The organism is Pirellulales bacterium (assembly GCA_035499655.1).
In the GTDB taxonomy this organism is placed as follows: Bacteria; Planctomycetota; Planctomycetia; order Pirellulales; family JADZDJ01; genus DATJYL01.
Genome location: DATJYL010000095.1, coordinates 15,766 through 28,138 on the forward strand (window position 1 = coordinate 15,766; position 12,373 = coordinate 28,138).

Here is a 12,373-nt window from a genome sequence, read left to right on the forward strand (position 1 = left end):
ATCGTGCAGATTGTGTGGGCTGAGAGGGAACCGCGCCGGGACGACAAAGTAGGATCGATGGGTTTCTGGCGCTGCGCCTACGGTCAGCAGAAGACACGCCCACTAAGCAAGTAGAGATTATGCTCAGGCCGAGCTGTATTGGCTCATGTCGATTTTGGAGCCGTCGGGGGTTTCGTCGCGGTCGAGATCGAACCATTCGTGCTGGTACTCGATGCGTGATTTTTCGGCAGGGCTGCGGAGGGCGACGTTGGTGGTGAGCGCGATTGCGGCATCGCCCAGCGCCACCTTGGGACCGCACTTGGGCTGGTTCATGGGATCGGGATGGCGGATGCACCAGGCCCAGTGCTCGATTTCCTCGGTGTAACCGCGGCTGGGGGGGCCTTCGCCCAGGGCCAATTTGCCGACGGCCGCTGCGGCGCCGCCGCTGGCGGTGGTGTCGAGCGCGGGAGCGCCGTCTTTGGCTTTTACGACGCCGACACTGGTTTTGGTGTCGCTGTTTTTGTAGAGCATGACTTCCTGTTCGCGGTCCAAAATGAGGGTGCCTTTGGTGCCCAGCACGACTTCGCCATAATCGCCGAAGCCGTTACCGTTGATCGAGGAGTAGGTGACCACGATTTTGCGGTTGGGATCTTTGACTTCGGTTTTGCTGCCTTCCTGGTAATAGCCGGGCGCGGGGAATTCGTACATGCAGTAGACGTGGTCTTCGCATTCCCGGTCCATGGGGAAGAGCGAACGGCCGCCGACGGCTTGCACCGTGAGGGGGAGCGCTTTGCCCCCTTCCGGTCCCATGGCACTGATAAAGATGCCGGAGGCATCGAGTTGATGGCTGCCCAATTCGGCCATGAGTCCGCCGCCGGTGCGCTCCCACAATCGCCAGCGGATGAGTTCTTCCAAGGCGCTGCGGTTATAACCGTTGGGGAGCGTTTTGGCCTGGTAGCCGTGGCTAAGGGCTTGGGCGTCGGAGATATCAGCAATTTGGGCCGCGGTTTGGTCGAGGCGCTTGCCCAACTGCTCCAAATCTTTTCCGGAAAGCGTTGTGCCGTCTTTGGACTTGCCGGTCTTCAGTTGGTTTTGCAAATCTTTCAGATCGCTGGCCAAGTGCGGATCGCCCGGCAGCGGCGGTTGCCAACTATCGTGACCGGGCAAGTTGCCGCGGTGCCATTGGGCGCGGATGGAGTGGACTTCGCCAATGAGTCCGCGGCGGATGGTATCGACGGCGTTGTCGTACAAGATGCTGTAGTGCCGTTGATGTCCGGTGGCCAAAATTTTATTGGTTTGCTGCGAGACGCGGCCCATTTCCTTGCAGTTGGCGATGCTGTGCCCCATCAGTTTTTCGGTGAGCACGTGCAGGCCGGAGTTCATGGCCAAGATGGCCGCCGGCGCGTGCAAGTGCAGCGGCAAGGCGATGATGACGGCCTCGATGCCGAGTTTATCTTTATCGGCGATGAGGTCTTTGTAATCGCCGTATACTTTGACGTTTTGCTTGGCCACGTCTTCGGAGCTCCAGCCGTATTTGGAGATGAGGCCGGTGCGAACCTTTTGCGCGTTGGGGCTGGAGCAATCGCCGTGAAAAGCGCGATGCACGTTGTAGGGTCGAATATCGGCGATGGCGGCAACTTCGATGTAATCAGGCGTGAGCGAACCCAGCAGGACGCCCCCTTCGTCGCCAGTGCCCAAAAATCCGATGCGCAGCGGCTTGTCGACCTTGGTGTATTTGAAGTACATGGCGCCCAAGCCCGCGCCGGAAACCACGCCGGCGGCGACGGTGCCCAGCAGAAATTCGCGGCGGGTCAGCTCGCTGCCGATAGCGGCTTGGAAGTTTTCTTTGCCCAGGGCACGTTCTTCAGGAGTCAGGCTGTTCATGGGAGGAAGGGGAGTGTGGTGGTCTGGTGGTCTGGTGTCAGAGCGGTTATTTAGAGCGGAATGGTCGCAGGAGGAGATGATGGATAAAAAAGTCCAAGCCGGCCCAGCGGCCGACGGGTGAGGAAGCCAACGCCAACAGGGCCACGAATTCGACCGATTGATAATTGAACACGGTGGTGATGGCTCCATTCACCCACGGCGGCTGCGTGGCGATGACCGACAACAAAAACAGCGCCAGGGCCAGCGCCGACAACCGCGTGAATAGGCCGATCATCAATAGGCCGCCGCCGATGATGAGCAGCCAGGTGACCGCGGAGTCGATTTGCTTCAGTTCGGTTTTTGCCTGCGGGGCGGGGCCGAGTTTTAGTTGATCGTCTGACCGCAGCGACAGCAGATCGCGCTGAAAGGCGGCTTCCAACGCTTGGGCATCGCTGAGCCAATCGGCCGGGCTGCTGTTGACGGCATCGGATACGCCGGGCTCGCCGACGGGGTTTTGCTCGCGCTTGGCCAGCCGGGCGATTTGATTGGGAATTTCGTCGGCGCCGGGTTTGGCGGCCATGTTTTGGTTGCGATAAAGTTCGTGGCGATAGGAGGCGATATCGGGTTGATTGCCGGCTAGTAAATCGGCAAGTTGGCCTTCGTAGTGCTTTTGCAAGGATTGGCTGCCAGCCTTCTGTTCGTCGCTGAAATGATAAAAGTTCGCAAAATCGGCGCGATACTGTTCCCAATCGTGGATGACTGCACGGTACCAATCGCCATAAATGGGTGAGGCTTCGGGAGTTGGCTTATCGGCCGCGGGTTGAGCAGCGCCGGCGGAATTTCCTTCATCGGGCAAAGTCGCCGGCTCCGGCGCCAGGGGGACGGCTAGCAGGCGGTCCCAATTGTGGAAGCCGGGGGCGCGGGATTTGAACAGTTCGGCCAGCGGCCCTTTGGCCTGCCGCAAAAAGCCTTCGCTGGACCAGTGCGGATCGTTCTTGTGCGCAAGCCCTTCCTGGAAAAAGTGCCATCCGATGACCACGCGCAGCGCCACCATCAACACGACGGTAAGGAAGCCAATGGTATAAGGTCGTGGGTTCAAAGTGCCTCCAGAACAATCCCGCGGAAATTCATCCGGGGCTGAGAAAGCTTGGGCGAGCGAATGCGGGAAGTCAGAACCATTCCCCAGAGGATATTCTAACTGAGCGAGCCTTAATCCACCAGCACTGGGAGAGTGGCAGGCCAGCAGATACTATGGTGGCATGGTTGGTTGCATCGCACGTTGGTCAGAGGGTGAAATTCGGCGTGTTCGCCGGGTCTAAAGTCAATCGTTCTACGATCCTTGTTTATTCTCCATGCGTATTGTGCTTTGCTATCCCGTCGAGCCTCGGCACGTGGCCCAAATTCAGTCGGCGGCCCCGCAAGCGGAAATATGCGATGCCGGACAAGAAGGCGTGGCCCGGGAATTATTCGCCTGCGACATATTCTGCGGCCATCCGAAAGTGCCTGTCGATTGGGACGGCGTGGTGCGCGGCGGACGACTCAAGTGGATACAATCGTCGGCGGCGGGGCTAGATCATCTGCTGGCGCCCAGCGTGGTGGAATCGCCGATCATTATCAGCAGTGCATCGGGCGTGCTGTCCGATCAAGTGGCCGAGCACACGGTGGCCTTGGTGACGGGTTTGTTGCGTGGGTTGCCGACATTTTTTCGGGCGCAACAGAACAGGGAATACATCCGGCGGCCGACGCGCGATTTGCATCACTGCACGGTGGGCATTGTCGGGCTGGGGGGCGTCGGGCGGCGCGTGGCGGAACTGTTCGCACCGTTCAAAACGCGAATTTTGGCGACCGATTTATATCCGGTCGATAAGCCGCCGCACGTGGCGGAGTTATGGCCGGCTGATCGGCTGGGCGATTTGCTGGCCGCGGTCGACGTGCTGGTGTTGTGCGTGCCGCTGACGGATCAAACACGCTGGATGATCAATGACCGGGCGCTGGCCAAACTGAAACCGGGCGCGGTGCTGGCGAACATGGCCCGGGGAAAATTAGTGGTGGAGAACGATTTGGTGGCGGCGTTGGAGTCGGGCCGTTTATTTGGCGCCGTGCTCGATGTGGCCGCCGAGGAGCCGCTGCCGCCGGAAAGCAAATTGTGGGAATTGCCCAATGTGATCATCACGCCGCACGTGGCCGGTCAAAGTCGGTGGCGGATCGACAACATGACCGATTTCTTCTGCGAAAATCTGCGGCGCTATTTGGCCGGGAAGCCGCTCGTGAATTTAGTAGACAAGCGGCTGGGTTTTCCGGTACGCAAGGCAGAGCGGTAAACTGCGCCAATTGAAATCAAGGCAAAAGCAGCCAGGACGAATCCGGAGGGTTCGGGAACCGGGGCCGTGTTGCCGCCGCCGGGATGGCTTAGTCGGACGAGCAAATCTTGCAAATCGGCATTGGTGACTTTGCCGTCGTTGTTGAGATCGCCATTGGCCAACAAATCGACATCGGTATAGTTTTGGCCGGCTTGATAAGCCGACAAATTGGCCAGGGCGTTGATCATCGGCAAAATATCGGCGGCCGAGACCGAACCGTCGTGATTAAAATCTCCCAGCACAGGAACCGGGGCGGGGGTGCCGGGGACGATTTCGCCTGTTGATAATTGCACAGCGTGCGGCGAGGCGGTGCCTGAAAATACGATGGAGTTCAATTGCGCCAGGCTCAGTCCACCGGAACCGGATCCGAAGAAAAGGCGATCTGTACCGCCACCGGAAGTGGAACCGCTCCAGTTGGCGACGGTCAGGGTGCCAGTCCAGGGCAGCTCGTGGCTGTCGGTGAAATCCAAAATGCTGGCGCCAGTGCCCAAATCGATGGTGGAACTGGCCGACAATTTTAAGGTGGACAACGTATCGCTGAACCCGCCGGTGGCAAAAGTGCCGCCGGAGAGAACCAAGTTGGAAGTGTCGGCAATGCGGTTAGAGGCGCCCAGCGTGAGGGTGCCTTGTTTCACGGTGGTGGCGCCCGAGTACAGATTGGATGCGGTAAGGGTGATGGTTCCCAGGCCGGTTTTCGTGATGCCGCCGGCGCCGGAAATGACGCCGGAAAGCGTGCCGTTAAAGCCGTTGCTATTAATCGTGCCGCCGGCGCCGGAAACTGTCATCGGCACGTTCACGTTCAGTTGTGCAGCTGCTTGCAGCGTTCCAGCGCTCCAGTTGATCGAGCCGCCTGAGGTCCAATTGCTGGGCGTGCCCGCGCCCAGTACGATTTGCGAAACGGCCAGCGTGCCGCCCATCAGCGAAAGGGTGCCGGTGTAGTTGGTCGCCGTGGGATTATAGACCGTGTTGCCAAGAATAATATTGTAGGCCTGCACGGCACCGCTGGTTATTTGTAGCGTACCGTTGCCCTGGTCGCCGACGGTGATGGTGTCGTACACATTCAGGGTTCCTCCGGAGACGAACACTTTTTCACCTGTTGACGTACCGTTGCCGCCGATCGACAGCGTCATGGCCGAAGCGGTGCCCGTAGAAACAGTTACCATGCCATCGACCGAACCGTTGCCGCGGATGAGGGCATGGTCAAAAACTCCCGGCACAGCCGAGGACCACGTGCCACTGGACCACGTGCCGCTGGCATTGGACCACGTTTGGCTGGCATATTCATCGCCCAGTTCGTTGGCGTATTGCTCGATCATGGTGTAGCCCAGCGGATTGAGCTTCAGCGCGCCCGAGGGATCGGTCGTGCTCAAACCGTGTGCGGCTGCCCAGGTGTCGGGAATACCGTCGTTGGCGCTGCTCGTGGGAGGCGTTCCTCCGGTAATGGTGCCGAAGCCGCTGTTTGACAAGCCCGTGTCTTTTTCCGTGTTGTAAATGGAACCTTGCGTTCCCAGCGATTGCACCTGAGTGATGACTTGCGTATCGACGGTGTCGCGCTGCAGCGAATCGCCGGCGTGGGCCACGTCGAAAGTGTAGGCGGCGGCCGTGCTTAACAGCGGTAAACTGGCTGTGGTCGATGACCAGGGAGAAGACAGCGTAACCACGCCGCCGGGCGATGTGGCCGAGCCATCTAATGCGTCGTTTTTGTTCGAGTCGAGCAAATTGCCCGAGGAGTATGCGCTTTGATTGGAGTCCAACTGGTACCAGGCATCGCTCGGACTGTTGGTGTTCGGTCCAGCGATGAAGTAATTGTTCAGGATGTCGTAGCTATAAACGCCCGCAGAGTTACCCGTGGTAAAGGCATACTGGTAGTTATACACCACGTTGTTAATGTACTGGCTATTTGACTTTGCGAGCGGATTGCGGCCGTGGGAATTCACCCACAGGTTGTTCACGTAGGTAACGTTGTTGCCTTCGGTGTGCATATTCAACTGCTGCGCCTTAATGGGATCGGCCAACAACGAGTTCTGCAGCGTGACGTTGTTGACCCCATTGGTGCCGACGGCGTCGATGTTGTCGTACTGCGAGTATTCGGCATCGACGTGATTCAGAATCATGTTGCTGGTGTCGCCCAAGTTGATGCTGGCTTTGGCGGAACTATCGGCGCTGCCTTCTCGGGCGCGAATGAATTCGACAATATCGTTGCTGGAAGCTGAAAACGAGAGTTCGTGCCCCATCAAGCCGATGCCTTGGCCCGGCGCGGTCTGTCCAAGAATGGTCAAATTGCTTTTCGCGCTAATGGCCGACGCCAGGTTAATATAGCCGCCGACGGCAAAAACAATGATGCGGTTGGACTGGCTGACCGCGTCGCGAAATGAACCGGCGCCGGAATCGTTGAGATTGGTGACGATGTATAGGCTGCCGGCACGGCCACCGGTGGTTAGGGCGCCGAAACCTTCTGCATCGCCGAAGGCCCGCAATTGCGCATGCGCGCTCGATGCGCTGAGCCAGCAGATCGCAGCGATGCAGAAAGCGGCTGCGCGCAACACATGCTTTTCCATTTTCCCCTCTCCCCCGTAACGATCAATTCCGCGCACATTGTTCAGCTTGTAGTCTGTGCCGGATTATTGTAGCCGATGCTCGCTGGCGTTGCATCATAAATTTTATTGCAGGCAAGTTTTCCAACATGGATGAGCGAATTACTGGGCAAAAGCAGCCGCAACTAAAGGCTTTGCGCGGAGTTTGCGCGAATGAGAATGGCCGATTTTTCCACCGATTGCCGGCAAACTATGTCTTTACCTCGCTTCTCATTGCGGCCTAATATAGAGTCTGATCAATCAGCGAAGTAGAATGTAAGTTCAACGTGGAGTGACGACCTTCGATGACGACGACCATTTTTTATGAAAACCGTCTGACTGTGACCCAAGGCGGGCATGAGCCTCGCCGCTGCCCCGACGAGCTTCTGAACCGATACGTGACGCTGGTTGATTCGCAGCGGATGAGCTGGACCGAGCATTTGCGCCTGCTGCGCCTGTTGGGTTCCGGTGGTCAGGGCGTGGTGTACCTAAGCCAGCGGCGCGGGGCCGACGGCTTTACCCTGCCTGTCGCGATCAAGATTTTTTCGCCGGAACGGTACGAAGACGACCGCAGCTACGACGAAGCCATGACACGCATGGCCGACGTGGCTGCCCGAGTGGCGCTGATTCAGCAAGATAATTTGCTGGACGTGCACAATTTTGTGGATCGCAACCGCATTCGGCTGATGGAAATGGAATGGGTCGACGGTTTCGACCTGAGCCAATTGGTGACGCACAAAATGCTGGAACACGTTCGCAAGCGGGTCAGCGAAAAGCGTTGGGCCTATCTGAACAATGTGATTATCACCAGCGGACCGATGCAGCCGCGCCTGAAGGCGGGCGTGGCCGTGAACATTGTGCGAGAGTGTCTGGCGGCGCTGGCGGCGTTGCACCGCAACGGCATTGTGCACGGCGACATTAAGCCGTCGAACATTATGCTGAAGCGCACCGGCAATGCGAAAATAGTGGACATTGGGTCAGCCTTCGCGCTGGATGCTTTGCCGCCGCGGCGGACTTGCACGCCCACTTATGCGGCGCCGGAAGTGCTGGAAGGGAGCGAATGCTCGCCCCGTGCCGACTTGGCGAGTTTGGGTTACGTGCTGGTGGAGATGCTTTCGGGCCGGCCGCCGTTTGCGGGCCTTTCGACCTACAAAGATTTGCTGGAGGCGAAGCGGTTTTTAGCCCAGCGCTTGCCGCAAATTTTGCCGGCCGAGGTCACGTGCAACGAGCTACTGATGAACTTCTGTCGCGGGCTGATTGCGCCCGACCCCAATCGCCGCTTCCCCAGCGCCGAAGCCGCCGACTTGGTGAAAGAAGGGGCTGCCAGCTTCCACCGGCAGCTCATTGTCGGCGGCCTGGCCAGCGAATACGAGAACGAAATTCGGGTGTGGCTGGAAGATATTGAGTGAAATCGGTTTCGCAATTCCCTCAGACGCTGCGCGCTTACCGAATCAAGCGTTCCTCGCTTTACTGAATCGGGTATCCCTTCCATAGCCATAGGAGCGCCTCGGGCAAGGTTTGCCCGACCACTTTGCCGTCGACGTGACCGGCGCCGTTGGCGAACACGTACTGATAGGGGTAACCCTTGTCTTTTAGCGCGGCGGCCATGCGGTTGTTGGCCATGACCCAGTTGTGATACGTGGATTCGTCGCGCTGGTAGCCGTTGTCGTGTTCGCCCACTTCCATCCAAATGCGGATCGGCTTGCGGTCCGTCTGCGGGATGAAATGCTCGTGATATTCCCACGCGCCGTGCGGCGAATCGGGATTATCGGGTGATTGCTGCGCCACAAACGTGCCGGAATAACTGAGCACTTTGCGGTACAGCTCGGGCCGGAACCAGGCCATGGTGAAGGCGCAGGCGGCGCCGGAACTGCCGCCCATCGTGGCGCGGCCTGCGGGATCTTTCGTCAGCGTCACGTTGCATTGTTGTTCGACGAGCGGCAGCACTTCGTTTTCGATGAACTGGGTGTATTTGTCGGAGACGGTGTCGTATTCCAGGCCGCGTTCGCTCCCTTTGCCGTCGCCGCCGCCGGAATCAATCATCACCGCCACCATGGCCGGCAACTTTTTCTCATGGATCAAATGATCCAGCACAGGCGTCAACCGCTTGACGTAGCTGTGCCCGTCTTGAACCACCATGAACGGCGCCGCCGTGCCGGGCTGGTAGTCTGCGGGAACGTAGACCCACAGCTTGCGTGAATACGGTCCTTTTAGTCCGGGATAAATTTTGCTGTCTTCCGATTTCATCGCCAGCTCATGCATGGTTCCCTTGGGCACGTCGTCGGCGAGGGTCAGCTCCGGCGCGTTTTGGTACGGCGGCGAGATGACGAAATCGCCGTCGGCATCCGGTGTGGGTTGAGCGGTCGATGCAGATTGCGGCGCGGTGCTGGACGGTGTTGCTGCGGGTGGCGGCGTGGGGTCGTCGGCCCAGGCGCAACAACACGCAACGGCCAGCGGCAAAATTAGCAGCAAAAAGCTTGAGAGCGGCTGCAGGCATTTCATAATTTGGGCTCCGCGAATCAATGGAGAGGTGTGCGCAATACGCCGCGGTCGATTATTGCTGGATGTTGTCGGGGAATGCAAGCGACTTGTCTCGCGCAGGGAACGCAGATTTCACCACGGAGTCACGGAGGGCACGGAGAAGGCAGATTGAACCGCGGAGACGCAGAGCCGGATGATTTTAACCGCAAAGGACGCGAAGGACGCGGAGGGGATTTTATTATGCAGTCATGAAAAAATTTGATTTTGCAAGTCATGCAAAAAGTGTATGAATTCATCTTCTAGGCCGAGCGGCGTTTGGTGTCGCCGATGACTTCGCTGACGCTTTCGTGATCGAACAGCGTGGGAACGCCTTTGGAATCGAAATAGACTGCGGTGCCGGCGCGCGATACCAAGGCTTCCGGATGTTCCACGTCGATATGCTCCCCGCTGACAAACCGCACCCGATAAGAACGAAACGGCTTGCGCTGTTGATAAGCCCGCAATGCTTTGTTGAAGTTTTCGGAGGTCATATGGAAATTATATTAGAAAACCCGCTGTTGTCATACGGAGTGTGTGATTTAATTAGCCGAGCCGGCAATGGCATCCTAGTCGGGTTAAGGCGGTGGTGGCAATAAATTCAATACGTCCGAATGTTTCCATTTTGCGTAGCGTCTATGCATTTCATCATAACGTTTAGAAAGTGGGGCAGCCCATGTATTATCACTTGCCCAGCCAACAACGTGGTCCCAAACGCGGCCAGTGTGCCCAAGCAAATCGGATAGAAGAAGTTGGCTAATTGCTTCGTCATGGCGCAGCAAAATGTGGGCACCAGGGACTGGATGACCACCAAGCTCGCAATGGTATCCATAGTCTTCTCCGCGAAATTTCCCTTGCGAAGCCTTTCTTATCTTGGCAGGAGCGAAAAATGATTGGCGTTCTTCGGAAGTGCTGCGGATCCAGCGTTCCGCATCATTGTCGCGGGTTTCAAATGCCCATGCTAAGTATTCCACTTCAACCAATTGTCGTAATAACGCTGCCGCAGCGTAGTGACGGCCGTCATTAAACAAATCTGCGCTCGCTGATGTCAGTTGTCCACCAATCCTGAGCAATAGCGAAACGGCGACAACTTCGTCATTGCCATTACCGAACGGTGATTCACCATTTTTGCGGTCTGTACCGAAGATGTGCCCAATTGCGTGAAGTTCTTCTCCGGCTTGAGAAAATGTATCAGCAGTGAACTTGGCTAATTGAAACCTGAGTTCGGCGAGTTCATCATTGTCGGCGAATTTGCTTGTAACATCCAGGGAATCTTTATACGACAATTCGAAATTAGTGCTCATACGATCGATGCCTGTTTTTGCGAAACAAAAGATATGATTCTACGCCAATGAATAAACGCTGTGCATCGCATTGCGGGCCATTGGCACTCGAACCGACACGGATTCAATCGAGATGGTTCAAAACGACAGCGTAATGCGGCGGCCTTCTTCGTGGCTGCGGCGGGCGGCGAGGACGACGACGAGGGCGCGGTAGGCGTCTTCCAGGCCGGCGGGGTTGCGGACCAGGCTGGTCACGCTGCGGTGAAAGTACGAGAGCAGCATTTCGCCCACGGCTCGTTCGCTTTCCAGCGATTCCTGATGGCGGCCCGCCTTGTCGAACCACAACACCTGGGCGGGCAAGTCGATGAAGGCGATGCCGTTTTCGCAGGCCACTTGGAGCGCCGGCGGCGGACGGAACGAAACCGCTTCTTCCCAGCCTTGCGGCATGTAGTAGCCGGAGCTGATTTGCGCGATGACGCCGGTGCCGGCATGCGTGCCGGGCGGAGAAAAGTCGAGGCTCATCATGCGGTAATCTTCATCGCGCGAGTCGGACGAGACGTTGTGCATGAGGCCGAGCACCGAGGTCGGTTCCGCGCCGACGACGTAGCGGCACCAATCGACGAGCTCGACCAAATCGCTGGTGCCGAAGCCGCGATCTTTGGGGCCGTCGGGCTTGTGCGGTTTTTCGCCGACGCCGATGCGGCGATGACAGAAAATGAGGCGCGGCTTTCCCAAGTGCGTGGCGATGAGTTCTTTCAGTCGCAGCGTGGCGGGATTTTGGCGGCGAGCGAACTCGGCCATGAAGGCCACGCCCGCCGCATCGACCCGATCTTTTATTTGCTTCGCTTCTTCCAAACTCAATTGCAGCGGCGCGGCGCAGTAAATGGCTTTCCCATATTCGCAGGCGGCCATGATCGGCAGCCAGCCGTACCATTGCTCGGCCAGCATGAGGATGGCATCGATATCTTCGCGGGCGGCCAGCGCGCGGAAGCCATCAACGGGGGTGGCGTTGAAATCGCGAGCGGCCTGTTCGGCGCGCAGGGCAACCTGATCGCAGACGGCGCGGACTTCGAAGCGATCGCCCAGGGCGCGCAGCGCGGGCCGGTGTCGGACCTCCCAAGCGCGACCGAGTCCGACAAGTCCGACGCGGAGCTTCATGGGGGAAGATTAGTAGGTGAGGGGTGAGTGGTGAGGGGTGAGTGGTGAGTGGGCGTCGATAGTCGGTTGGGGCCGTCGAGGTGTTACATAAGCCTGAATGCCAATGCTTGCACAAACTTAGGCGCGAAGGTATCCGAAGTCGTGCCGCACCGGCGATTATATCGGTTTGTTAGCGGCCGGCACAATCAGCGGGCGAGTGGAAGATTTTTTGCAGCTTAGGGTTGCGACGTGAAAGGCCGGGGCGGACGCGGATCAGGCTGGTCGGTCAAAAGTGATCAGAACACAGGCCGGGCGGTGATTGAAAGAGGCGCGATAATCCGGCGTTCAATGTTACCGCCAGCTCAGCGTTAAATTTTATTTATTCGGAAAATTTTTCCCAGTCATGGCTTGCAAGTTCATTTTACCCATTTACACTACGAACTTTTCCCCTCGTCCGAAACGCACTTGGCTGAACGGAGACACAACGAAGGAGGCCGACCAAGACGGAAGGCATGACGACAAGCTTTGGCCGCCCGAGCCTAACCGCGGGATGGCCAACTTCTAGGCGGTTTGTCGTGGCCAATCGTGCATGGCAGCGCTCTTTATCTGTGCGGCGAGTGAACGATGTCGGACTCTGCCCGTGCGCATGGGCCGGCCTGTG

9 protein-coding genes are annotated in these 12,373 nt (G+C 58.0%); 2 read left to right on the forward strand and 7 right to left on the reverse strand.

What is annotated here, in order from left to right:
* Window positions 1-123: 123 nt before the first annotated feature.
* Window positions 124-1,863, reverse strand: coding sequence for a Gfo/Idh/MocA family oxidoreductase (locus VMJ32_06760; protein HTQ38709.1), 1,740 nt, complete (start codon window positions 1,861-1,863; stop codon window positions 124-126).
* 46 nt (window positions 1,864-1,909) lie between these two features.
* Complete coding sequence (locus VMJ32_06765; GenBank protein ID HTQ38710.1) at window positions 1,910-2,941, reverse strand: hypothetical protein; 1,032 nt, start codon at window positions 2,939-2,941, stop codon at window positions 1,910-1,912.
* Between the two features lie 253 nt (window positions 2,942-3,194).
* On the opposite strand from VMJ32_06765, the gene VMJ32_06770 reads away from it, so the two are divergent.
* Window positions 3,195-4,163, forward strand: a complete 969-nt coding sequence (locus tag VMJ32_06770) for a D-2-hydroxyacid dehydrogenase (GenBank protein ID HTQ38711.1) — start codon at window positions 3,195-3,197, stop codon at window positions 4,161-4,163.
* Here VMJ32_06770 and VMJ32_06775 read toward each other — a convergent pair.
* Window positions 4,088-6,760: a dockerin type I domain-containing protein gene (locus VMJ32_06775; protein ID HTQ38712.1), complete on the reverse strand. Its 2,673-nt coding sequence runs from the start codon at window positions 6,758-6,760 to the stop codon at window positions 4,088-4,090. The two genes, VMJ32_06770 and VMJ32_06775, sit on opposite strands and share 76 nt — an antisense overlap.
* A gap of 320 nt (window positions 6,761-7,080) precedes the next feature.
* Here VMJ32_06775 and VMJ32_06780 point away from each other — a divergent pair, with 320 nt between their 5' ends.
* Window positions 7,081-8,184 carry a serine/threonine-protein kinase gene (locus VMJ32_06780; GenBank protein HTQ38713.1) on the forward strand — a complete coding sequence of 368 codons (1,104 nt, stop codon included), beginning with the start codon at window positions 7,081-7,083 and terminating at the stop codon, window positions 8,182-8,184.
* Between the two features lie 58 nt (window positions 8,185-8,242).
* On the opposite strand, the gene VMJ32_06785 is transcribed toward VMJ32_06780, so the two are convergent.
* From VMJ32_06785 to VMJ32_06800, 4 genes are all read right to left on the reverse strand, one after another.
* Complete coding sequence (locus tag VMJ32_06785; GenBank protein HTQ38714.1) at window positions 8,243-9,277, reverse strand: alpha/beta hydrolase-fold protein; 1,035 nt, start codon at window positions 9,275-9,277, stop codon at window positions 8,243-8,245.
* Between the two features lie 278 nt (window positions 9,278-9,555).
* Window positions 9,556-9,786 carry a hypothetical protein gene (locus VMJ32_06790; GenBank protein ID HTQ38715.1) on the reverse strand — a complete coding sequence of 77 codons (231 nt, stop codon included), beginning with the start codon at window positions 9,784-9,786 and terminating at the stop codon, window positions 9,556-9,558.
* Between the two features lie 84 nt (window positions 9,787-9,870).
* A complete protein-coding gene (locus VMJ32_06795; GenBank protein ID HTQ38716.1) occupies window positions 9,871-10,596 on the reverse strand; it encodes a hypothetical protein in 726 nt (241 codons plus the stop codon).
* Between the two features lie 117 nt (window positions 10,597-10,713).
* Window positions 10,714-11,733, reverse strand: coding sequence for a Gfo/Idh/MocA family oxidoreductase (locus VMJ32_06800; GenBank protein ID HTQ38717.1), 1,020 nt, complete (start codon window positions 11,731-11,733; stop codon window positions 10,714-10,716).
* Window positions 11,734-12,373: the final 640 nt, after the last annotated feature.

Coding starts and splice junctions, on each gene's coding strand:
- VMJ32_06800 (HTQ38717.1), bottom strand. CDS start 11,733: ATGAAGCTCCGCGTCGGACTTGTCGGACTCGGTCGCGCTTGGGAGGTC.
- VMJ32_06775 (HTQ38712.1), bottom strand. CDS start 6,760: ATGGAAAAGCATGTGTTGCGCGCAGCCGCTTTCTGCATCGCTGCGATC.
- VMJ32_06785 (HTQ38714.1), bottom strand. CDS start 9,277: ATGAAATGCCTGCAGCCGCTCTCAAGCTTTTTGCTGCTAATTTTGCCG.
- VMJ32_06780 (HTQ38713.1), top strand. CDS start 7,081: ATGACGACGACCATTTTTTATGAAAACCGTCTGACTGTGACCCAAGGC.
- VMJ32_06770 (HTQ38711.1), top strand. CDS start 3,195: ATGCGTATTGTGCTTTGCTATCCCGTCGAGCCTCGGCACGTGGCCCAA.
- VMJ32_06795 (HTQ38716.1), bottom strand. CDS start 10,596: ATGAGCACTAATTTCGAATTGTCGTATAAAGATTCCCTGGATGTTACA.
- VMJ32_06790 (HTQ38715.1), bottom strand. CDS start 9,786: ATGACCTCCGAAAACTTCAACAAAGCATTGCGGGCTTATCAACAGCGC.
- VMJ32_06760 (HTQ38709.1), bottom strand. CDS start 1,863: ATGAACAGCCTGACTCCTGAAGAACGTGCCCTGGGCAAAGAAAACTTC.